The organism is Microtetraspora malaysiensis (assembly GCF_001528665.1).
In the GTDB taxonomy this organism is placed as follows: Bacteria; Actinomycetota; Actinomycetes; order Streptosporangiales; family Streptosporangiaceae; genus Microtetraspora_A; species Microtetraspora_A malaysiensis.
On the sequence record NZ_BBYJ01000026.1, the window covers coordinates 19,517 to 41,874 of the forward strand.

General features: G+C 70.9%; 18 protein-coding genes and 1 pseudogene. 8 read left to right on the forward strand and 11 right to left on the reverse strand.

The annotated features are described in order from the left end of the window. Positions 1-85: 85 nt before the first annotated feature. The 3 genes from AWQ71_RS30470 to AWQ71_RS30480 are packed head-to-tail and all read right to left on the reverse strand — an operon-like array spanning position 86 to position 3,117. Positions 86-370, reverse strand: a complete 285-nt coding sequence (locus AWQ71_RS30470; protein ID WP_067139481.1) for an acyl carrier protein — start codon at positions 368-370, stop codon at positions 86-88. 30 nt (positions 371-400) lie between these two features. Next, positions 401-2,059, reverse strand: coding sequence for a fatty acyl-AMP ligase (locus tag AWQ71_RS30475; RefSeq protein ID WP_067139484.1), 1,659 nt, complete (start codon positions 2,057-2,059; stop codon positions 401-403). Continuing rightward, positions 2,056-3,117 (reverse strand): SDR family oxidoreductase, encoded by a 1,062-nt coding sequence (locus AWQ71_RS30480; protein ID WP_169806674.1) that lies wholly within the window; start codon positions 3,115-3,117, stop codon positions 2,056-2,058. Before AWQ71_RS30480 ends, AWQ71_RS30475 begins: the two co-directional genes overlap by 4 nt. Positions 3,118-3,190: 73 nt before the next feature. On the opposite strand from AWQ71_RS30480, the gene AWQ71_RS42070 reads away from it, so the two are divergent. Then, a complete protein-coding gene (locus tag AWQ71_RS42070) occupies positions 3,191-3,754 on the forward strand; it encodes an EF-hand domain-containing protein (RefSeq protein WP_157570670.1) in 564 nt (187 codons plus the stop codon). A 54-nt stretch (positions 3,755-3,808) separates the two neighbouring features. On the opposite strand, the gene AWQ71_RS30490 is transcribed toward AWQ71_RS42070, so the two are convergent. Continuing rightward, a complete protein-coding gene (locus AWQ71_RS30490; RefSeq protein ID WP_067139489.1) occupies positions 3,809-4,333 on the reverse strand; it encodes an Lrp/AsnC family transcriptional regulator in 525 nt (174 codons plus the stop codon). Between the two features lie 99 nt (positions 4,334-4,432). On the opposite strand from AWQ71_RS30490, the gene AWQ71_RS30495 reads away from it, so the two are divergent. Further along, entirely contained in the window at positions 4,433-5,656 is a 1,224-nt protein-coding gene (locus AWQ71_RS30495) for a trans-sulfuration enzyme family protein (RefSeq protein ID WP_084259461.1), read from the forward strand. A gap of 387 nt (positions 5,657-6,043) precedes the next feature. Next, the gene (locus AWQ71_RS30500; protein ID WP_245658617.1) at positions 6,044-7,114 is read left to right on the forward strand and encodes an alpha/beta fold hydrolase; all 1,071 of its coding nucleotides are present in this window, start codon (positions 6,044-6,046) and stop codon (positions 7,112-7,114) included. A 12-nt stretch (positions 7,115-7,126) separates the two neighbouring features. Here AWQ71_RS30500 and AWQ71_RS30505 read toward each other — a convergent pair whose 3' ends face one another. Continuing rightward, positions 7,127-7,888, reverse strand: a complete 762-nt coding sequence (locus AWQ71_RS30505; RefSeq protein ID WP_067139495.1) for a LysE family translocator — start codon at positions 7,886-7,888, stop codon at positions 7,127-7,129. Between the two features lie 283 nt (positions 7,889-8,171). Continuing rightward, the gene (locus tag AWQ71_RS30510) at positions 8,172-10,487 is read right to left on the reverse strand and encodes a M64 family metallopeptidase (protein ID WP_067139498.1); all 2,316 of its coding nucleotides are present in this window, start codon (positions 10,485-10,487) and stop codon (positions 8,172-8,174) included. A gap of 353 nt (positions 10,488-10,840) precedes the next feature. Here AWQ71_RS30510 and AWQ71_RS30515 point away from each other — a divergent pair, with 353 nt between their 5' ends. Both AWQ71_RS30515 and AWQ71_RS30520 read left to right on the forward strand, forming a co-directional pair. Continuing rightward, on the forward strand, positions 10,841-11,794 hold the full coding sequence (locus AWQ71_RS30515) for a LysR family transcriptional regulator (RefSeq protein WP_067139500.1): 954 nt from the start codon (positions 10,841-10,843) through the stop codon (positions 11,792-11,794). Positions 11,795-11,987: 193 nt separating this feature from the next. Beyond that, the gene (locus tag AWQ71_RS30520; protein ID WP_245658618.1) at positions 11,988-13,934 is read left to right on the forward strand and encodes a Xaa-Pro dipeptidyl-peptidase; all 1,947 of its coding nucleotides are present in this window, start codon (positions 11,988-11,990) and stop codon (positions 13,932-13,934) included. Between the two features lie 172 nt (positions 13,935-14,106). Here AWQ71_RS30520 and AWQ71_RS30525 read toward each other — a convergent pair whose 3' ends face one another. Then, positions 14,107-15,699, reverse strand: a complete 1,593-nt coding sequence (locus tag AWQ71_RS30525) for an ATP-binding cassette domain-containing protein (protein ID WP_439650379.1) — start codon at positions 15,697-15,699, stop codon at positions 14,107-14,109. Between AWQ71_RS30525 and AWQ71_RS30530 the strand changes: the two are divergent. Next, a pseudogene (locus AWQ71_RS30530) lies at positions 15,592-16,164 on the forward strand (TetR/AcrR family transcriptional regulator C-terminal domain-containing protein); the annotation flags it as partial. The gene AWQ71_RS30525 and the pseudogene AWQ71_RS30530 sit on opposite strands and share 108 nt — an antisense overlap. Positions 16,165-16,172: 8 nt before the next feature. On the opposite strand, the gene AWQ71_RS30535 reads toward AWQ71_RS30530, so the two are convergent. The 3 genes from AWQ71_RS30535 to AWQ71_RS30545 form a co-directional block, all read right to left on the reverse strand. Then, positions 16,173-17,408, reverse strand: coding sequence for an RNA polymerase sigma factor (locus AWQ71_RS30535; protein WP_067139503.1), 1,236 nt, complete (start codon positions 17,406-17,408; stop codon positions 16,173-16,175). A 28-nt stretch (positions 17,409-17,436) separates the two neighbouring features. After that, positions 17,437-17,772, reverse strand: a complete 336-nt coding sequence (locus AWQ71_RS30540) for a YciI family protein (RefSeq protein ID WP_067139506.1) — start codon at positions 17,770-17,772, stop codon at positions 17,437-17,439. 125 nt (positions 17,773-17,897) lie between these two features. Next, positions 17,898-19,322 (reverse strand): alpha/beta hydrolase family protein, encoded by a 1,425-nt coding sequence (locus AWQ71_RS30545; protein ID WP_084259463.1) that lies wholly within the window; start codon positions 19,320-19,322, stop codon positions 17,898-17,900. Positions 19,323-19,402: 80 nt separating this feature from the next. Here AWQ71_RS30545 and AWQ71_RS30550 point away from each other — a divergent pair, with 80 nt between their 5' ends. Beyond that, a complete protein-coding gene (locus tag AWQ71_RS30550; RefSeq protein ID WP_067139509.1) occupies positions 19,403-19,966 on the forward strand; it encodes an ArsR/SmtB family transcription factor in 564 nt (187 codons plus the stop codon). 39 nt (positions 19,967-20,005) lie between these two features. On the opposite strand, the gene AWQ71_RS30555 is transcribed toward AWQ71_RS30550, so the two are convergent. After that, positions 20,006-20,929: a TetR/AcrR family transcriptional regulator C-terminal domain-containing protein gene (locus AWQ71_RS30555; RefSeq protein ID WP_067139512.1), complete on the reverse strand. Its 924-nt coding sequence runs from the start codon at positions 20,927-20,929 to the stop codon at positions 20,006-20,008. A 143-nt stretch (positions 20,930-21,072) separates the two neighbouring features. On the opposite strand from AWQ71_RS30555, the gene AWQ71_RS30560 reads away from it, so the two are divergent. Beyond that, on the forward strand, positions 21,073-22,281 hold the full coding sequence (locus AWQ71_RS30560; RefSeq protein ID WP_067139515.1) for an FAD-dependent monooxygenase: 1,209 nt from the start codon (positions 21,073-21,075) through the stop codon (positions 22,279-22,281). Positions 22,282-22,358 lie beyond the last annotated feature (77 nt).

Sequence of the window (22,358 nt, forward strand, 5' to 3'; positions counted from 1 at the left end):
ATCCGTTGTGCTGTTCTCCAACCCCGTACGGTGCGCGGCCGGTCGGGCGCGCGGACACGGCAGGCCCTCCCTTCCCAGGGGTGGTTCAGGCGGGGGCCGCGGGCCGTTCCGGGGGTGCGCCCGTCCGGTCGTGGGACTGGAGCTCGGTGAGGTGGGCGGCGATGGCGTCGATCGTCGGGTGGTCCCAGGCCAGGGTCGGCTCGACCAGCAGGCCGGTGGCCTCTTCGACATCGACGCACAGGCTGAGCGCGTGGATCGATTCCAGCCCGTAGGTGCGGAGCTTGACCCGGGGATCGATCTCGGCGGGTGGCAGCTGGAGGTAGTGAGCTATCCGCTCGGTAAGCCATCGGTGCACGTCACGGTCGGGCACGGTCTCTCCTGGGTCGGATTTCTGACACGTTCATGAGCGGACCCGCAGCAGATCGTGCACCGCGGGTTCCAACTCGGCGTGCAGCGGCGTGAGCCTCCCGCCGCGGAAGAGCTCCCGCATGTGCCGGCGGCGCAGCTTGCCGCTGGTGGTCTGCCGCACTCCTCCACGGGCTACCAGCATCAGACTGAGCGGGATGCCGAACTCTCTCGTCACCAGGTCCATGACCCGGTCGGCCGTTTCGCTGAGGATCGCCGGATCTCCGTGGCGGACCTCCTGGATCAGGACGACGTGTTCCCGGCCGTCCGGCCGGCGGATGCCGAAGGCGGCGCTCCGTCCTCCGGCGGAGTTCGCCCGGGAGGCCGCCTCCTCCAGGTCCTGGGGGTAGAGATTGCGGCCGTTGACGATGATGACGTCCTTGATCCGCCCGGTCACGTAGAGCTGTCCGTCCAGGAGAAAGCCCAGGTCACCGGTGCGCAGCCAGCGGCCCCCACCCGCGCGGAAGGTGGCACGGGTCTCCTCGGGACGGCCACGGTAGCCGAGGGCCACGCTCGGGCCCGCCACCCAGATCTCCCCGATCCCGCCGTCGGGCACGGGGGCGCAACTCTCCGGGTCGACGATCCGCAGGTCGAGCCCGGCGACCGGACCGCACGCCACCAGGGGAACGCCGTCGGGGTCGGCGATCGCCTGATGCCGTTCCAGCGCGGAGGCGGCGAACCTGCGGACCGTCACGCCCTGCCCTCGCGGCACGCAGGCGACCATCAGGGTGCACTCGGCCAAGCCGTAACCGGGATTCCAGGTGGTCGGGCGGAAGCCGGCGGGCCCGAATCTGCGCTCGAAGTCGGCGAGCGTGGCGGCCTTGATCGGCTCGGCTCCGCTGAGGGCCATGCCCAACGTGGACAGGTCCAGCCCGGCAAGCTGCTCATCGGTGATCCTGCGGGTGCACCAGGAGTAGCCGAAATCCGGGGACACGGTCCAGTCCGCGCCGTACCGGCTGATCAGCTCCAGCCAGCGCACCGGCCGCGCGACGAACGCGTTCGGCGACATGAACACCAGGTCGGCACCCGCGTAGAGCGCGTGCAGCTGGAGGCCGACCAAGCCCATGTCGTGGTAGTGGGGCAGCCAGCCGGCCAGCCGCCGTGGCGGTTCCGCACCCGCCAGGGACAGGAACGACTCAAGGTTGTGCAGCAGGTTGCCGTGTGACACCTCGACTCCGCGCGGATCGCTCGTCGAGCCGGAGGTGTACTGCAGGTACGCGATGGTGTCGGGGCGCAGATCCGGCGAGGTCCAGGCGCCGGGATCGGCGGAGGGGGCGACGGCGCGGGCCGAGAGGCCGGACAGCTGGGACACGTGTGCGGGATCGGTCAGGATCAGGTGCGCCCCCGAGTCCCGCAACAGCGCCGTAACGCGGCTCGAGTGCGGTGCGCCCACGTCCGGCAAAGGCGCGGGGATCGCCGGGACCCGGGCGTAGAGGCAGCCGAGGAACGCGACGGTGAAGTCGAGCCCGGCCGGATAGAGCAGCAGCGCCGGCCGGTCGGTCATGCCGCGTTCGGTGAGCCACACGGCGACGGCGCGGGCCCGCCGATCCAGTTCGGCGAACGTGAGCCGGGCCGGCTCCCCGTTGTCCTGCACGAAGACCAGTTCCCGGTCGCCGCTGAGGCGGCCCCGTACCTGCGTGACGAAATCGGTCATTCCGGTAACCCCTCACGGACGTACCACGAGACCAACCGGTCGAGGACCGCGGGAGTGACGGCCGGCGGGGCCGCCCGGTCGCGCCACTCGAAGTCGTAGTGATGCCGGAAGTAGGTCGCGGTGTACTTGGCTCGCATGTTGACCACCGCCTCGAAGCGGTTGAACGGCTCGTCCCGGATCTGCTCGGGTGTGGCCGGGACCAGCTCGATCGGCAGCCGAGCGTTGATCACCTCGAACAGGTCCCGGACGGGCACGGTCTCCCCGTTCACCACATGGAAGACCGGACGATCGAGATCCGCGGCGGCGAGCGGAAGCAGCCGGGAGACCGTCGTGTCGATGGGCGTCAGATGGAGGTTGGCGTCCGGATGGCACGGCAGGCGGACCCGTTCACCGGGCGTGCGCCGGGCGAAGAAGGCCATCACGCGGAGGAAGTCGTACAGGCCGTAGTCGGTCAGCGCGCGGCCGGTCTGGGAGTGGCCGACCATCACGCCCAACCGCGCCGTCAGGACGGCACCCTCACGGACGGACCGCGACCGGGCCAGCGCGATCTCCGCCTCGCGTTTGGAGTATTCGTAGAAATTCCGGAATCGGTCCGGCGGCGCGTGCGCGGGCCAGTTCTCGGGTACCCGCCCCTCGGTGCCGAGCCCGCACTGGTAGGCCGTTCCGATGAAGATGTAGCGCGACCCCGGACGGGCCCGCCGCTCGTAGGTGGCCAGAACGTTCGCGGAACCCGCCACGTTCACGTTCATGAGCTCCTCCTCGCGGCGCGGGAAGAACGTGACGAGCGCGGCGGTGTGCCAGTAGGCGCAGGGCTCGGCGAAGACCTCGGCCACCGGCAGGCCGAGGTCCGGCTCGTTCAACGCCAGCCTCCGCACCCGGAGCCGGCCCGCCAGGGACTCCTCGAAGCCGAGGCAGCGCAGCGCGTCCGCGACCCGGCGGCGCACCACCTCCGCGGAGGCGCGGGCCAGGGCGATCACTTCGTCGCCCCGGGCCAGCAGGGCGCCGATCAGATGGGAACCCACGAATCCGTTGGCTCCGTCGACCACCTGAACATTCACCAAGGAACCTTCCCACAAGCGGCAACAAACAGTAAAGTAACCGGCACTCAACGTAGTCGAAGCGGGAGGCTCCATGCTCAACGACCTGCAGCTGCGCAAGATGGCCCATCTCTTCGCACTCCTGGACGTGGACGACGACGGAGCCATCGACAAGATGGACTACTCCGCCTCGGCCGACCGGCTGGTGAACGCGTTCGGGTTCGCGCCGGGCTCGCCCGAGTCGCAGCGGGTCCGGGCCCGGTACGCGCGTCTGTGGGACGAGGTGACGCTTCCCATGGACACCAACGGCGACGAGCGGGTCGATCTGACCGAGTTCACGGCCGGATTCGACCGGTTCGTCACACAGCCCGAGGAGGGCTACCTCCGGCATATCGCGCCGGTCGCCGACGCCTTCTACGACCTGATGGACACCGACGGAGACGGGCGGATCACCCGGACCGAGTATCTCCGCATGGCCGGAAGCGCGTTCCGCATGTCGGAGCCGAACAGCCTCTCCGCGTTCGAGCGCCTCGACCTGGACGGCAACGGCTCACTGAGCAGGCAGGAGCTGCACAGGGCGAACGAGCAGTTCTTCCGCAGCCCTGACGCGCAGGCCCCGGGCAACTGGCTGTTCGGCCCGCTCCCGCCGCGGATCTGAACGACGGCGGCCGGCTCGGCGCCTGACCCGCCGCCGACCGGTCACGGCCGCCCGCTACCGGGTGGGCCTGGTTGTCTTCCTCGCTTCGGAGGCCGGGGAAGGCGGCAGGATGCCGACACCGGTGCGGGCCTCGAAGACGAGCTGGGTCTGGGTCTGGCGTACGCCGGGATGCACGGTGATTCGTTCGAGGATCAGGTCGCGCAGGTCCTGCGGGGTGGCGACGGCGGCGTGCACGAGGAAGTCGTCGTCGCCGCTGACGTGGAAGACCGTCAGGACGCCGGGTGTCTCAACCAGCCGGTCAAAGAGGGTGTGGACCGGGTCGCGGTAGTGGCCGCCGAGCCGGACCCGGATGATCGCGTGCAGCGGGCGGCCCAGCGCGGCGGTGTCGACGTGCGCGTGGATAGCGGTGATCACACCGGACGCGCGCAGCGCGCGCACGCGATAGGCGCACGTCGACTCGGCGACCCCGACCTGAGCCGCGAGTGCGGCGTTGGTCAGGCGGCCGTCCCGCGACAAGGCCGCCAGGATCTTCAGGTCGGTGCCGTCGAGCTGCGGATCCTGCGGTACACGTCGCGACATCGACCCTCCAATTACGGAATCCGCACCAACTATCCAAAAACGGACCTTCTTCCGCAACATATCTTGAAGGTGATTGGCGATTTCGCCGACAGTCGGGCCATGACATCGCGTTCTCTTCATCCCGACACCGTCGCCGTCCACGCCGGGCGCGAGGACCTGACGGACCTCGGGGTGCATGCGCCTCCGATCGACCTCTCCTCGACCAACCCGTTGCCGGACATCGAGACCGGAGGGTCCGCCTACGAGACGTTGGCCTCCGGCGGATATCCGGAGGGAACGGCGGTCTACGCGCGGCTGTGGAACCCGACGGTGGCGCGGTTTGAGACGGGGTTGGCGCGATTGGAGCACGCGGAGGCGGCGGTCGCCTTCTCGTCCGGCATGGCGGCGCTGACGGCGGCGGTGCTGGCGACGACGCGGGAGACCGGGCGACGCCATGTCGTGGCGGTCCGCCCGCTGTACGGCGGCACCGATCACCTGCTGGCCTCCGACCTGCTGGGCGTCGAGACGACGTTCTGCGAGGGCACGAGCGCGGCGGTGGCCGCGGCGATCCGCCGGGACACCGCGCTGGTCGTGCTGGAGACCCCCGCCAACCCCACGCTCGACCTGGTCGACATTCGTTCCGTCGTGATGGCGGCGGACGGGGTGCCGGTGCTGGTGGACAACACGTTCGCGACGCCCGTGCTGCAGAACCCGCTCGAGTTCGGCGCCGCGATGGTGCTGCACAGCGCGACCAAGTACCTGGGCGGGCACGGCGACGTGGTGGCGGGTGTGATCGCGTGTGACGAGGAGCGCGCCGCGGCCCTGCGCCGGGTGCGCGCGATCACGGGTGCGCTGCTCCATCCGCTGGGCGCCTACCTGCTGCATCGCGGACTGGCGACGTTGCCGGTGCGGGTACGCACCCAGCAGGCGAACGCGCGCGCCGTCGCCGCCTGGCTCGCCGACCACCCGGACGTGGCTCGCCTCTACTACCCCACCGACGACCATCCGCTGATCGGGCGGCAGATGGACGGCACCGGCGCGATGCTGTCGATCGAGTTGCGCGGCGGCTACGACCAGGCCGCCCGCCTCACCTCAGCCGTCCAGGTGTTCACGCACGCGGTGTCACTGGGCGGCGTCGACTCCCTGATCCAGCACCCGGCGGCGCTCACCCACCGCCCGGTGGCCCCCGAGGCCCGCCCCGACGCGGCCCTGGTCCGCCTGTCCATCGGCCTGGAGAACCCTACGGATCTCATCACCGACCTGGACCGCGCGCTGTCCGTGAACGGCCACGCGCACCCGCCCCTTACGGCGATCAGGTCCCGGATCCCGGATCTTCAGACCTGATCACGGGGCCGCGTCCCTCCGGCCGGCCGGAAAGGCCGAGGAGACGTGACCGACGCGGGGTGGGAGCGGCCGAAACGTCGCTCCCACCCCAGGAAAGCGGCGCAGCCGGACCGGGAGGCGGCGGGACGGGCCACTCCCGGGAAGAGCGCGGCCGGCCGGATGGTTGTACGACCTGGAGCGGGGCCCCTGGCACTCCGCCGGAGAGCGCACCCCTTCCAGATGCCGGACATGGCCGTGTTTGCCACGTAAAGACTGAGCTTTCCTGCTATGGGTTGACTCAAGGAAATTGTTATTCCCGATGAGGGCCTTTGTCGGGGCAACACGTCCGAACGAAGGGAGCCAGGCCGACCGCCGCTCATCATGTGGAGCATCCGACCGCCGAAGGCGGTGACGTCCCCCCTCGCCCTGGTGGCTCGCCTCGAAGGCGAGACATGGCGCGCGGGGACGCTGGCGGCTGCCAAGATCCGCGGATGGGTGGGTGACCTCACGGCAGCGCCGTCCATGCTGGTCGCGCCATGCGGCGCCGGGCACGACGGTCCCGCCTCGGCCACGGCCGCGTGCTTCGTGGAGGCGCGTCCCGAGAGCCTGCCGCCGATCACCTTCGCCTACGAACGGCACGGATCGGGCGAGCCGCTGGTCCTCCTGCACGGCATCGGATCGCATCGTCAGGCGTGGGACCCGATCGTGCCGTTGCTCGTGGCCGAGCACACGGTGATCACGGTGGACCTTCCGGGCTTCGGCGACTCCCCCGACCTCCCGCGCGACCTGTCCCGCGATCTGCCGACCATGGTGACCGAACTGGGCGCCATGTTCACCGCGCTCGGGCTCGACCTGCCGCACGTGGCGGGCCACTCGCTCGGAGGGCTGATCGCGTTGCGGCTGGCCCAGGCCGGTCTCGCCCGGTCCGTCACCGCGCTCGCGCCCGCCGGGTTCTGGACCGAGGCCGAGCGGCGGTACGCGTTCGCCGTCCTGACCGCGGCCCGCAACCTCGCCCGGCTGCCGTCCTGGATGGTGGTCCGCCTGGCGACGACCCCCATCGGCCGGGCCGCCCTGACCGGCACCCTCTACGGACGCCCGGATCGCTGCCCGCCGGGCGAGGTCGTGACGTCGCTGGCCATCCTGCGCCAGTCCGTGGCGTTCAACGCCACCTTGCGCGCGGGGCGGGCGTCGGACCTCTTCGTCGGCGACATCCCCGGCGTACCCGTGACGATCGCGTGGGGCAGCGCGGACCGCGTCCTCTTCGCCCGGCAGGCGGCCCGGGCGGCGGCGACGATCCCGGGGGCGCACATGGTGTGGCTGCCCGGATGCGGGCACGTGCCCATGAACGACGCGCCCGAGCTGGTCGCGGATGTCATCCTCGAGGCCACCCGCTCCCCCGGTCTGGTCGGCGTGCACGCGCCCGACCTCCTTCCGGAGAGCGCCCCCGTCTACTCGGTCCGCGCGAGCAAGCCGGAGTAGGCCGGCCCGGGGTCAGGTCGCTCGGGCCGGCGTACCCACGCTCGCGAGCCCGAGCGTGGTGGCCGGCTCCCCGGTGAGCTGCCACACCCGCGCGGCTTCCCGCTGGTACGGCGGCGCCGCGCGGCCGGCCAGGGGCGAGCCGCTTCCGCGGTTGTCGAAGGCGAGCATGACGGCCAGCACTCCGAGCATGCCGCCCATGACGACCCGCTGCGCCCGCAGCCAGGCGGGGCGGCGGACGAGGAACCCGGCGATGCCGTCGGCGGCGAGCACGATCGACAGGTTCACCGTGGTGGCGACGATGATTTGAGAACCGCCGAGAACGATGCCCTGAAGCAGCACGTTCCCTTTGCCGAGATCGATGAACTGCGGAATGACGGATATATAGAGGATGGCGATCTTCGGGTTGAGCAGATTCGTCATCAGCCCCATCGCGAAAAGCCGGCGCGGCGGGTCCGCGGGAATGTCCTGAACGGTGAACACCGACACGCCGCCCGGCCGGACCGTCTTCCAGGCGAGCCACAGCAGATATGCGGCCCCGACCAGTCTGATCGTCGTGAGGATCTGCGGCACCGCGGTGAACAGCACCGCCAGACCGAGGTTCGCCCCGATCAGGTATATGAGGAATCCGGCCACGACCCCGGACAGCGATATGACTCCGGCCCGCCGCCCCTGGCTGATGCTCCGTGAAGCGAGATACATCATGTTCGGGCCCGGGGAAAGCACCATTCCGAGAGCGACGGAAACCACGCCCAGAAGCGCACTCTGTTCGACCATCGGCGCCGCCTTCTTTCTGCGATCGGCCCATACGGATCAGGGCAGGCCCGCCTTTCGGAAGGTCTTTCGCGCCGAACGGGAAGGCTGATTTGAGGCTATTCCACCGATCCAACCGAGTGCAATATTCCTCATTGCACTCGGAGCAATGTTGTTTTGCCTTCGCCCGCTTCCGCGTCGCGGTACGCGTTCGTCGCCGGAAACGGCGCCGCCCGGGGGCGCAGGGACGGGTGTCCTCGCGCCCCCGGGCGGGGGAAGCCGGGGCGGGGGGCTCCCCGGCTAGCTCTTACTCGTGCGCGTGCTCGTACGCGGCCGCCGCGCCGTGCTCGGGCACGTCGCTGCCGCGCACCGCCGCGTACGGGGCGTCCTTGCCCTTGGCCCGCGGGTCGGCGACGAGCTCGGCGCACTGGCCGGCGCCGGTGACCCCGTTCGCCACTCCGGCGTCGGACGGCGCGGGGGTGTTGCCGCTGCAGGCGAGGCCACCGCGCACGGAGGTGCCGGTGACGACGGGGGCGTCCACGGTGGTGTTGCCGGTCAGCCCGGCCGAGCCGCGCAGGTCGGAGCCCGCGACGATGAGCTGGCCGGTGGTGCCGTGGATCGCGACGGAGCCGTGCACGGTCGCCTTGAGCAGGTGGATCTCCGCGGCGCCGGTCGCGTTCAGCGATCCGCTGATCGTGCCGCCCTTGACGACCAGGGACGCGCCGGAGCCGACGGTCACCCCGCCGTTGATCCGGGCGTCGTCGAGGCAGGTGACGCCCGACCGCACGGACAGCGCGCCGTTCCGGGTGCCGGTGATCGTGGTGGTGCACTCGGGCGGCGCGGCGAGGGTGGTCACGGTGAAGCTCTTCGGCGTCCCGTAGTTGCCGCTGGGGTCGATCGACCGGTACTCGACGGTGTGCCCGCCGCGCGGCAGCTTGCCGTAGGTGAGGCTGTCGATGACCGTGCCGTTCTCGGTGAACAGCCACGGCTCGTCGGCGGACGTCGGCCAGCCGAAGTAGTTGAACCAGCCGTCGCCGTCCACGCGGGACTCGCGCACCACGTACCCGTCCCGGTCGTCCTCGCCGGTGAGACGCATGGTGAACGGGCCGTTGAACACGTAGCTCTCGCCGGACTTCACCAGCGGCTCCGACAGCTCGTACGCGGTGGCGGGCAGGGTGTTGTCCACCGTCCAGGTGCGCGTGTCGCCGCCCGCCGAGGCGGTCAGCGTGTGGTTGCCGGAGGTCAGGTCGAGCGCGGACAGGTCAAGGACCGGGCCGGTCTCACCGAGGGCGGTGCCGTCCAGCGCCCAGGTGACCGCGGGCACGCTGTCGTCGGGGTGGGTGGTCTCGACGTACACGACCTCGTCGTGGGCCACGGCGCGCTCGGTGGGGGTGGACGAGCGCAGTCCCGGCGTGACCTGGGCGGGCGTGGTGGTCGAGGCGGTGTCCACCGTCCAGGTGCGGGTCGCGGTGAGCGCGCCGCCGCGGATCGCGGGGTCGCGGACGAAGTCCGTCGGGTCGGTCACGGTCGCCTTGACCGTGTGCGTGCCGGGCGACAGCTTCAGGGTGCGCAGGTCGAGCGCGGCGCCGCGGGCGGACACGGCGGCGCCGTCCACGCTCCACGTGGTGGTCAGCGCGTGGCTGTTGGGGTGCAGCGGCTCCACCCAGAGGACCCGGTCGGCGCCGACCGCGGCCGTGGTGGGCGTGCTGTCCTGGATGAGGCTGGTCTTGGCGGAGATCCGCTGGGTCATCACCTCGCGGCCGACCTGGTCGTAGTAGTAGCCCAGTGTCCGCATGATCGAGTGCTCGCTCGGGCGCCAGACCTTGCTGCTGTAGTACAGGCCGCCCTCGTACCTGCCGATGGCGCCGCCGGCCTCGCTCGGCTCGCCGAGCCAGCGCCACCACTTCTTCTGCTGGTCCCGGATCTGCTGCTCGGTGAGCAGGGTGTGGTGCGCCGAGCTGGGCTCGCCGCCGGAGTACGGGCCGCCGTCGACGCCGCGGCTGTAGTACGTGTACTCGTCCTGCAGGCCGCCGAGCGAGTGGCCGATCTCGTGCGGCGCGATGAGGGCGGACATCGAGTTGTGCCCGGAGGAGGTGGCGTAGGCGCCGCCCGCTCCGCCGTACGTCCCGCTGTTGGCGAGCGCGAGGATCTGCCGGTTGGCGCTGCTCGTCCCAGCCACCATGTTGGCGTACGTGTTGGCCGCGGTGTTGCTCATGGTGATCAGCCGCTGCACGCTGGAGGCGCTGCATCCGCCCCAGAAGGCCATGCTCAGCGGGGTGTTCTTCTTGCCGGAGGCCAGGTCGGGGTCGCAGCCGATGCCGGACTCGCCGGACACGATGTCCACCCGGTAGACGTTGAAGTAGTTCCGGTACGACTTGTACGGCTCGATGGACCACATCACGTTGAGCTGCTGGTCGGTGTCGGCCGCGAACGTGGACAGCTCGTTGTTCGTGTAGCCGTCGCCCATGATGATCAAGTTGAACCGCTTGGCGGGGTCACCGGTGACCTGGATCGGGACCACGGTGGCGCTGCCGACGTCGGCGGCCTGCGCGGGAGGGATGGTGATCAGAGCGGCGGCCAGCGGGACCGCCGCCAGGGCCGCGAACGGCCGTCGTGCACGCATGGGGAGGGAACCTCCAGAGCGAAGAGGGGGCGTGCCATGCACTATCGGGCTTCGCTGCTCCCCACGCACATCCCATGTCGGGATAACTCCAGATTTATGGCTCCAGTGGGCACGGATTCGTCCCCGCCCGGCTCCCGGCCGCGTCTCCCCCGCTGACCTGGGCGAAATCCCACGCTCCGGCGCGTGCCCACCGCCCCGGCCACGTCCCGCCCGATCCGCCCGATCGCAGGAAAACCGCGCGGAACACCCGCCGCCGCCACCTCATGCTCAGCAGCGCGACACCCCATGTCACCAGATATCACTTGATGGATGGCTATAGTGCTCGCGTTATGGCGGCGAAAGGAGGGGCCTGAGTGCAGGTGGAGCTTCGCCACCTTCGCGTCATCTGCGCCATCGCCGACGCCGGGAGCCTGAGCCGGGCGGCCAACGCCGTGGGCGTCTCGCAGCCCGCGATCACCGCCCAGTTGCAACGCGTGGAGGGCGCCCTCAACGGCCAGATCTTCCGGCGGAGCCGGCTCGGCGTCACCCCGACGCCCTTCGGCCAGTTCGTGCTCGCCCGCGCCCGGTCCATCCTGCTCGCCGTGGACGAGCTGGTCTCCGGCGCCGGCGCGTACGACAGCCGGACCGACGTCGCGCGGATCGGCGGGTACGTGACACCGGTGCTGTCCGGCCTGGTCACCCGGCTCTTCAGGCTGCCCGACCTGTCGGTCACCGTGCACACCGAGTATTCGCCCCGGCTGCTGCTCGACCTGCTGGCCTCCCGCCGCCTGGACGCGGCGACCCTCGTCGACTATCCGGGCAACGAGCTGCCCGCGCCGACCTCGGTCGGCATGCGACTGATCGCCACCGAGCCGGTCTTCGTGCTGATGAGCAGCGAGCACCCACTGGCCGGACGGGAAGAGGTCGATCTCGCCGACCTCGCCGGGGACGACTGGGTGATCTCACCGCCGGACGGGGTCGGCTGGCCGGAGTGCGTCTACTCCGCCTGCCGCCAGGCGGGCTTCACCCCCCGCGTCCCGCACAGCACGACCGAGCAGGCGATGATCCGGCAGCTCGTCGCCGCGGGCCACGCGATCTCCCCCTGCCAGGCCACGGTGCAGGACGGTCCCGGGATCGTCGTGCGCCCGCTCGCCGGCACCCCGCTGCGGCTCAGGCACCTGGTGGCCTGGCGGCGGGACGGGCCGCTCGCCGGCCGAGCCGAGGAGCTGGCCGAGTTCGCCGCGCAGGCCCACCGCGAGGCCATCGCCGACCGCCCGCACTACGCCGCCTGGATGGCCAGGCACGGCGCAACCCCGCTCGGCGGATAGCACGGCGTTCGCGGCCACCGCTACCCGACATTTGTCGGAAATGCCTCGATCGACACAGAACGGCCGTCCGAAGACATTCCACACCCCGCCCCCTACCATCGGGCCTTCTTGGGGCTGCCTTTACGGTCCCTTGACCCCCAATGGGGCCGGTGCTCCGGCCCCTCCCGCCCTGATGGTTAGGGAAGGTTTGCCGATGTCTCTGCCGCACCGGATGACGGACCCCGTGGCGTCGACCGCGTTCCGTACTCGGGGATCAGCACGCCGCGGCGCCGCCGCGCTGGGCCTCGCCGCCGCCATGTCCCTCGCCGCGGTCACCGCGAACCCGGCCGCGGCCGGCGCGGCCGCCCCCGTCGAACCGGTCTTCCAGGACGGCATGGCCCAGCCGGTGTTCTCGTCCAACCGCAACGACTGGATCCGCGAGGAGATCTGGATCGAGACCCCGATCGACAGTGACGGCGACGGCCGGGGCGACCGGGTGCACGCCGAGGTGACCCGGCTCAAGGAGACCGAGACGGCCGGCTTGAAGTCCCCCGTCGTGTACGAGGCCAGCCCCTACTACGCCGGAGGCAACGACGTCGCGAACCACGACGTCGACCACGAGCTCCACGAGGCGCTCCGGCCGGGCAAGGGCTGGTTGAACCGCGGCGGTCCGGTGCGGGACCCGGCGGCCGACGAGCGGCTGGCCGCCGCCGGCGTGGACGAGGCGGCCGCCGCCGACGCTGCGGCGGGCACCGGCCCGCAGCCCGCCATCAGCACCAGCCACGAGGCGAACTGGCTTCCTCGCGGCTTCGCGGTCGTCCACGCCGAGTCGCTGGGCAGCGGCAAGTCCGACGGCTGCCCGACAACCGGCGGGCGCAACGAGACGATCGGCGCGAAGTCCGTCGTCGACTGGCTGAACGGCCGCGCCAAGGCCTACAACGCCGCGGGCACGGAGGTCCACGCGACGTGGACGACCGGCAAGGTCGGCATGATCGGCACGTCGTACAACGGCACCCTGCCCAACGCGGTCGCGAGCACCGGTGTCGAGGGCCTGGAGGCCATCGTTCCGATCTCGGCGATCTCCAGCTGGTACGACTACTACCGCGCGAACGGCGCCGTGGTCGCCCCCGGCGGCTACCAGGGCGAGGACGCCGACGTGCTCGCGGAGTACGTCTACACCCGCGCGGACCGGCAGGTCTGCCGGAACGTCATCGAGGACCTCGCGAAGGAGCAGGACCGGGTCACCGGCGACTACAACGCCTTCTGGGCCGAGCGCGACTACATGAACGACGTGGGCAACGTCCACGCCGCGGTGCTGGTCGCGCACGGGCTCAACGACTGGAACGTCAAGACCAAGCACGCCGCGCAGTGGTACGAGGCGCTCAAGGCGCGCGGGGTGCCGCACAAGATCTACCTGCACCAGGGCGGGCACGGCGGCTCCCCCAGCGTCGACGTGCTCAACCGCTGGTTCACCCGCTACCTGTGGGGCTACGAGAACGGCGTGGAGAACGACCCGCGGGCGCTGGTCCAGCGGGAGGACAGGACGCTGGTGGAGTACCCCGAGTGGCCGGAGCCCGCCGCCGCGGACACCGAGCTCAACCTGGCGCCGGGTGTGGGCGGGGCCGCCGGTGAGCTCACCCTCGACCGGACCCGCCAGGGCAAGCCGGTGACCGAGACGATCGTCGACGACGCCACGAAGCGGGCGCAGACGCTCGCCGACGCCGCGACCTCGCCCAACCGCCTCGCGTACAAGACGGAGGCGCTGACCGGCGCGGTCCGGTTCAGCGGCACGCCGCGGGTGTCGCTGCGGATGTCCTTCGGCCGGCCGGCCGCGAACGTCACGGCGCTGCTCGTCGACTACGACCAGAACGGCAAGGCGAAGATCATCACCCGGGGCTGGACGGATCCGCAGAACCGCAAGTCGATCTCGCGGACCGAGCCGGTCAAGCCGGGCACCCCGTATCGCATCGACGTCGACCTGCAGCCGCACGACTACGTCTTCGCGGCGGGACACCGCATCGGCGTCGTGCTGCTGTCGAGCGACTACGAGTACACGATCCGGCCCGCTCCCGGCACGCAGCTGTTCCTCGACACGACGAAGAGCACGGTCACGCTGCCGCTCGTCGGCGGGGCGGCCGCGCTCACCGCGGCGAACGGCTGACCCGGGCCGCGCCGGGCGCGTGACCACCGGCCACGTGCCCGCCCGCCCGCCGCAGGCCGCGGCGGGCGGGCGATGCCGTGAGGCCTCCGGCCCATCCCGGGGGCCCCGCGGCCGGTGCGCCCCTGGCGTCCCGCCGCCCGGCGAACGCGCGTGTGGGCACCGCCCCGGGGATTCAGCGCGGGCGCTCGACCCGGCCCTCGTGCCAAACCGGTTCCGGACTCTCGTAAACGGCCCCGTCCGCGCCGAAAATCAGGAACCGGTCGAAGTCGGCGGCGAACCAGCGGTCATGGGTCACGGCCAGAACGGTGCCGGAGAAGGCGGACAGGCCCTGCTGCAGAGCCTCGGCGCTGGCCAGGTCCAGGTTGTCGGTCGGCTCGTCGAGCAGGAGCAGGGTGGCGCCGGACAGCTCCAGCAGCAGGATCTGCAGTCGGGCCTGCTGGCCGCCGGACAGGGTCTCGAACCGCTGGCCTGCGGCGGGCGCGAGTTCGTAGCGGGCCAGAGCGGCCATCGCCTCGTTCAGGGTGAGCGCCTGACCGGCCATGACCAGGTCGGCCGGGGTACGGCCGTGCAGATCCGGCCGGGAGTGCGTCTGCACGAAGCGGCCGGGTACCACCCGCGCTCCCAACCGCACCGTTCCGCTGTGCCGGGTGGTCGGCACCGCGCTGTCCGCGGCCTGCTCCAGCAGTTGGAGGAAGTGGGATTTGCCCGAGCCGTTGGAGCCGAGCACTCCGATGCGTTCGCCGTACCAGATCTCGGCGTCGAAGGGCCGCATCAGCCCGGTGAGTTCCAGGTTCTCGCAGACGACGGCGCGTTTGCCGGTGCGGCCGCCGCGCAGCCGGATCCGCACGTTCTGTCTCCTGGGCGGCTGTTCGGGCGGACCGACCTCCTCGAACCGGCTCAGCCGGGTGCGCGCGGCCCGGTATGAGGAGGCCACCGCGTCGTTTTTGGCCGCGGTCTGCTGGAGGGTGCGTACCAACTGCTTGAGCCTGGCGTGTTCCTCGTTCCAGCGGCGGCGGCGCTCCTCCAGCCGGGCTATGCGGTCGCGACGGCCCTGGGCGTAGGTGGCGAAACCCCCACCGTGGACCCAGACGCCCCGGGCCTCCACGGTGACGATGCGGTCGGTGACATTGGCCAGCAGCTGCCGATCATGGGAGACCAGCAGCACGGTCTTCGAGGTCGCCTTCAGCCGCTCCTCCAGCCACTCCTTGCCGGGCACGTCCAGGTAGTTGTCCGGTTCGTCCAGCAGCAGGACCTCGTCGGGGCCGCGCAGCAGCGCCTCCAGAACGAGCCGCTTCTGCTCGCCCCCCGACAGCGTGGCCACCGGGCGGTCCCGGACCGCGTCGTACGGCAGGCCCAGGGCGGCGGTGGTGCAGGTGTCCCAGACCACCTCCATGTCATAGCCGCCCGCGTCGGCGTAGTCGCTGATCGCCTGCGCGTAGGCCAGTTGCGTCGCCTCGTCGCCGCGGGCCGTCATCGCCGCCTCCGCCCGTCCCAGGGCCGCGGCGGCCGCGCGGACCCGGTCCGGCGCCACCGACAGCAGCACATCGTGCAGGGTCCGGCCATCACGGACGCTGCCGATGAACTGCCGCATCACCCCCAGGCCTCCGTGGAGGGCGCCGGGCGGCTGACCATGCGGCGGCTCGCCGAGCGCCTCGGCACCGGCTCCACCACGCTGTACTGGCATGTGAAGACCAAGGACGACGTCCTCGACCTCGCTCTTGACGCGATCTTCGCAGACGTCCGGATCCCGGGCGGGAGCAACCAGGGCTGGCGTGCCGACCTCACCGCCCTGATCGACGGATGGCGGGCCGTTCTCCTGAAACACCCCTGGTCGTCGGCGCTTCTGGGCCGTCCGATGCTCGGCCCCAACGTGCTCGCGCGCAGCGAGTTCCTGTACGCCACGCTGCTTGAGGCGGGGGTCGCCGAGCCCCACCTCACCGCCGCGGCGTTCGGGTTGTCCAACTACGTCATCGGTTCCGCGTTGATGCAGACCACCTGGTCGACCAGCGCGGAGCAGACGGTACGGCAGGCCGCCCAGGAGCACATGCGCGTCAACCGGGAGCGCTACCCCGCGCTCGCGGCGCACGGCCCCCTTGTCGCGGGCGACGACTGGGACACCAGCTTCGCCCTCGGTCTTGCCTGGCTTCTCGACGGCATCGAGGCCAACGCCGCCACCGAGCGGGAGTCGCCCCGGGACCGGCACCTGAACGGTTCGGTCTTGGACGACTGATCACCTGGCTACCGAGTCATCACTTCTCGTTCGCACGCGTCACCTACGCGGTCCAGTTCGTCGGCCCGGTCGAGCAGTGCGCGGCGTTCGGGTTCGGAGTAGGCGACGGAGGCCGCCTGCCGGAACAGGGCGGCGGCCCGGACGCGGTCGCCGTGGCGGGCGGTGAGGTCGGCTTCCGCTGCGACGGCGAGCGGGTAGTCGTCCAATGCGCCACCCGCGCGGGCCTGGGCGAGCAGGGCCAGCCCGGCCGTCGGCCCGTGCGCGTAGCCGTGCGCCACAGCGCGGTTCAGCTCGACCACCGGGGAGGGGTGGATCCACGCAAGCTTGTCGTACCATGCAGCGATCGCCGGCCAGTCGGTGGCGTCGACGGAGGCGGCGGTGGCGTGGCAGGCGGCGATCCGGGCCTGCAGTGCATACGGGCCGTCCTCTGGAGTTTCGGCAAGGATGTGCAGACCGTCGGTGATCGCAGTACGGTCCCAGCGGAGCCGGTCCTGCTTGTCCAGAGGGAGCAGGTTACCGCGCTGGTCGCGGCGGGCGTCGCGCCGGGAGTGCTGGAACAGGAACAACGCCAGCAGCGCCGACACCTCGCCCTGACCGGGGATGAGCTGCTGGAGGAGCCGGGCCAGGCGGATCGCCTCGTCGGCGAACGCGGGCTGGCCGTCGGCGTTGTAGCCGTGGGTGAACAGCAGGTATAGCACGGCCAGAACACCGGGGAGCCGCTCGGCGAGCGCCCGGCCGGTCGGCACCTGGTACGGGATGCCCGCGTCCGCGATCTTCGTTTTGGCCCGGGTGAGGCGCCGGGTCATGGTCGACTCGCTGACCAGGAAGGCCCGCGCGATGTCGGCGGTGGGCACCCCGCAGATCGTCCGCAGCGTCAGCGCCACACGCGCCTCCAGAGCGAGTGCGGGGTGGCAGCAGGTGAAGATGAGCCGCAGCCGGTCGTCCACGACCTCCTCCGCCGGCGTAGGGTTCGGATCGGCAAGCGCCAGCACAGCCAGTTCTGCCAACTTGCGGCGTTCAACCGACGCGCGGCGCAGCATGTCGATCGCTCGGTTGCGGGCCACCGTCATCAGCCAGCCGCCCGGGTTGCCCGGCGCGCCCTCCTGAGGCCACCGCTGCAGGGCGAGCGTCAGCGCTTCCTGGGCGCAGTCCTCCGCCAGCGTCCAGTCATCAGTGATGCGAATCAGCGCGGCGACGATCCGCGCGTAGGCATCCGTGCTGGCGGCTGCGATGGCGTCTGCCATCGCAGCCGAAGGCGCGTCGGTCACTCCGTCAGTCGTTCAGGTCGACCAGCGGGCGCAGCTCCAGCCGTCCCGCTCGAGCCATCGGGTGGGCGCGGGCCACCTCGATCGCCTCGTCCAGATCGGCGCACTCCAGCAGGTCGTAGCCCACGATCACTTCCTTGGTCTCCGCGAACGGACCGTCCGAGACGAGCAGTCGGCCGTTGCGGACCCGGACCGTCGTGGCCGCGGACGTCGGCGCCAGCGCGCTGCCCTCCAAACGGCGGCCGCACGTGTCGCTCTCCGACACCCACACATCGATGTCGGGCTCGTCAGCCTTGTCGGTGTCGGGCTCGGTGTCGGTGCACACGAACATCATGTACTTCATCTTCGCTCCTCGGTTTCGGGGACTCACCACGATGACGAACGAGCGGCCCGGTTTCGGACACAACGCGTCGACAATGTCACACCACCCCGACATGCCGACGACAAGTGCTCGCACGCCCGCAGCAGTCACGGAAGCAGCAGGCCCCAGTAGAGGCCCCACGGGATGAGCACCAGCCCGCCGACGACCAGGAGGCCGAGCCGTCCCCTCTCCCCTCGCGGCAGGGAGCCGCGGGCGCGGCGCCAGGCCAGCGCGGACAGAACCGTGGCGGCCACGGAAGCGACCGTGAGGGCCTGCAGCGTGAGCCAGATCAGCGGACGCCCTGCCAGCACGGGGCCGGGAGCGGCCAGCTTGCCGCCGGTCATCACCAGATAGAACAGGTAGGCGAACGACCCGAGCACCACCGTGAGCCCTGCCGCGCTGAGGAACCGCGCCGCCCTGCTCACCGGTGCCCGCGATCCGCCGCGCAGGCGACGCACCAGCGCGATCACGGGGTAGGCGGCGAACGCGACGATGAGCAGCACCAGAGCCGCGAGCTGCGTCGGCGCCGACTCCCACCAGGCCGGCGGATCCACCGGCACGGTCGGGGACTCCTGTACGGGTGCGGGTCCGGACGTCTGCGCGAGCGGCGGTCGGCCCGCCGTCACGTCATGAACCCAGGAGCCGACCAGTTCGGCGTAGCCGGGGGCGAGTTCGGGCAGCCGGGTGACGCCGCCGTCCGGGGTCAGGTGCGCGGCGTGGTCGGCGTCGGGGAAGAAGCGGAAGGTGTAATTCCGGTTGCCGCTCTTCTCAAGTGCCTCGGCAAACCCCGGCGGGCTCTCCTGAGGCGGAGTCAGCAGGTCGTGGACGCCCCAGATGCCGAGCACCGGCTGGCGTACGGCGGCGATGGTCGGCGCCGGGTCGTAGTACGGCTCGGGGAACATGTCGCCGTCGGCCAGAGTGCGGTACAGGTTGAGCTCGGCCCGGTCGACGAGCGAGCCCGACACCCCGGCCTTGCGCAGCCCGGCCGCCACCGCCCAGGTCTGCTGGCGCAGCGGTTGCTGGCTGTTCGCGCCCACAAGCACGACGAAGGCGACGTCCTTGGAACGGGAGGTCGCGATCGGGGCCACCCAGCCGCCCTCACTCAACCCCCAGAGCCCGACCTTCGCCGGGTCGACGCCCGGTTGGGACCGCAGCGCGGCCACGCCGCCGAGCGCGTCGCCGGCGAGCTGTGAGTACGACCGGTGGAAGAGCGAATAGCCCTCGGACCGCTTGTCGTAGATCAGAACGGACAGCCCCTGGCGGGCGAACGCGACGGCCTCGCCCATCAGTTTCGTCCGGGGCGTGGCCGTACCCGCGCCGTGCACGAGGACGATGCCGGGCCGCGCGGGCTTCGCCGAGGCGGGCGAGAGGACCGTGCCGTGCAGGGTGAGACCTCCGTCGCCGCGGAAGCTCACCTCGGTCGCCGTCAGATCGGACGGTATGGCGGAGGGAGGCTCGGCGGCGGCCGCGGCAGCCGCAGGAGTGGCGAACAAGAAGAAGGCGGCGACCGCCGTCAGGAGGCTTCGTCTCATAACTGCAGATAATATTCTGCAGAGAGACCTCGGCAGACACATATCGGCAGAAATCGTTCTGCGGTACTAGGCTGCTCCTCATGAAGGATGACGAGTCGTTCCTGCTCGACGACCCGGCGCGACTCAAGGCGCTGGCCCATCCCATGCGGCGGCTCATGCTGCGCCACCTCAACGTGCACGGCCCCGCGACCTCGACGACGCTCGGCGAACTGCTCGGCGCCAAGACGGGCACGACCAGCTACCACCTGCGGCAACTCGAGAAGTACGGGTTCATCGAGGAGATCCCCGAGCGCTCGACCGGAAGGGAACGCTGGTGGCGTAAGGCCAAGGGGCCGAGAGACATGCGGCTGCCGACGCCCGACCAGCTCGCCCCCGAGGACCGCCCCGTGCTCGCCGAGTTCCACCGGATCGGCATGGACGAGGATCGCGTGCTGTTCGAGCGCTTTCCCGAGGCGTACCGGCGCGATCCCGACTGGGCCAAGGGGTCACGCGGTCTCGGCCGGATGACCAAGGCCGAGTTCCAGGAGTTCTTCGACGCCTACATCGCACTGCTGATGAAGTACAGCCATCCCGCGGAGGACGCCCCGCCGGATGCACGCCCCCTGCACATCCGGCTCTTCGCCCTCCCCGCCGACGAGGACTGACTCAACTCGGTCGCGCCTGCACGTCCCCGACGATCGTCCTCAATGCGGCCGATCGACGTCAGCGTCGCTGCCCGCCCGTACCGAAGCGATGAGCGTCGCCACTCCGTCCAGCAGGCGTCGCAGGCCGAACTCGAAGAGCGTGTTCAGGTCGAGCGAGTCGGGAGGGATCCGCGACAGCAGCGGGAACTCCCGCATCTGGGGCAGCACGGCGGATTCGAGCCACTCGTCGTCGGTGGTGCCGCTCTGCTGAACGGCCTCGGCCTCGGCTTCCAGGTGGGCGGCGGTGCCGTGCACGTAGTTGGCCACCGTCACGTAGATGTGGACCATCGTGACCGGGTCGAGGCCGAGGCCGTCCACCACCCGCATCCCCCACTCGCCCTGGGCCATCGCGTGAGGTGTGGCCATGGGGCGGGTGAACGAGACGGCTTGCGCCAGCCACGGATGGCGGCGGTAGAGGGCCCATTGCCTTCTGGCCGACCATTCGAGGCAGGCCCGCCAGCCCGGCGGCTGCGGCTCGGGTAGCCAGCCGTCGGCCAGCACCCTGTCCGCCATGAGGGTGACCAGCTCATCCCTGCCGGACACGTACCGATAGAGCGCCATGACCGACGTTCCCAGGCTCGTGGCGATCCGGCGCATGGTCAGCGTCGCCAGGCCCTCGGCGTCGGCGATGGCGATCGCGGCCCGCACGATGCGCTCCTCGCTCAGTTCGGGAGCCGAGCGACGGGACGGGACAGCGCCCGTTCCGGCGTCGGCCACCACGGTCCCGACCCCGGGCACCGGGCGGACGAGCCCCTCCTGCTGCAGGGTGGCCAGCGCCTTGGTGGCGGTGGCCATCGCCACGCCCCATTCCCGCGTGATCTGCCGCGTCGACGGCACCCGGTCTCCGGGCCGGAGCCGGCCCGCCGTGATGCGTCGCCTCAGCTCGGTGACGATGCGCAGGTACGGAGGTGGGTCCTCGTCCATGGTTCACGCTCCCGCTGTCCTAGTGCACCAGGCCCGCTTCAGCCTGGATCGCTGCGGGACAAATTACTGCACTAGTGCCCTGTTAACAATGTACGCGCACTACGCATACGGTGGCCGTGCACGGACAAGCGAGGGAGCACGTGATGACGAATGTCCTGATCAGCGGCGGCGGCGTCGCCGGAACCGCCCTGGCCTACTGGTTGCACCGCTACGGCTTCACCGTGACGGTGGTCGAGCGGGCCCCCGCGCCGCGCCTCGGCGGGCACACGGTCGACCTCCGCGGCGCCGCCCGCGAGGTGGTGGAGCGCATGGGGCTTCTCCAGGACGCCCGCCGGGTGGCGGTCGACTCCAAGGGGATGTCGTACGTGAACGCGGCCGGCAGGCGCGTCGCCGACATGCCCGCCTCCTTCCTCGGCGGGGTGGGCGTGGTCGGCGAGGTGGAGATTCTCCGCGGCGACCTGGTCGAACTCCTTCATGGGGCGACCGGGGACGGGACGGAATACGTCTTCGACGACACGATCACCGAGGTGACCCAGACGGCGGAGAACGTGCGCGTCGCCTTCGAACGGTCCGCGCCGCGCGTCTTCGACGTGGTCGTCGGGGCCGACGGCACGCATTCACTGACCCGCTCACTGGTCTTCGGCCCCGAGTCGCGCTTCCGCCGCGACCTCGGCTGTTACACGGCGTACTTCACCGCGCGCAACATCTTCGGCATCCAGGACTGGGAGCTGTTCCACAACATGCCCGGCCAGAAGCTGGCGGCGCTGCGGCCGTCCCGGCGGCCGGAGGACGCCAAGGTCCTGTTCGGGTTCGCGTCGAAGCCGCTGGAGTACGACCACCGGGACCAGCGACGCCAGAAGGAACTCGTGGCCGAGGTCTTCGCCGGAGCGGGCTGGCACGTACCCGCGATGCTGCGGGAGATGGAGGCGGCCACCGACTTCTACTTCGACTCGGCGACGCAGATCGTCATGGACAGTTGGTCCCACGGCAGGGTGGCGCTGCTCGGCGACGCCGGATACAGCCCCTCGCCGCTGGGCGGCAACGGCACGGGCCTGGCCCTGGTCGGGGCGTACGTCCTGGCCGGAGAGCTGGCCGCGGCCGGAGGAGATCACACGGCAGCCTTCGCCGCCTACGAGCGGGAGATGCGCGACTTCGTCCGGCAGAACCACCAACTGCCGCCGGGCGGCGTCAACGGCTTCGTCCCCAAGTCGCGGACGGCCATCCGGATGCGCGATCTGTCCATCAGGCTGATGCCCCACCTGCCGTGGGCCGGCCTGATCGCGAAGGCGATGAACCGGGCCGACGCCGTCACCCTCAAGGACTATCCGTTCAGCAGGGCCCACTGCGTTTGATTGCCTCGCTCCGCTCGGCGGCTCGGGTCGCCCTCAGTCGATGTCTTCCCTCGTCACTCAGGGTCGCTCGTCCCTCG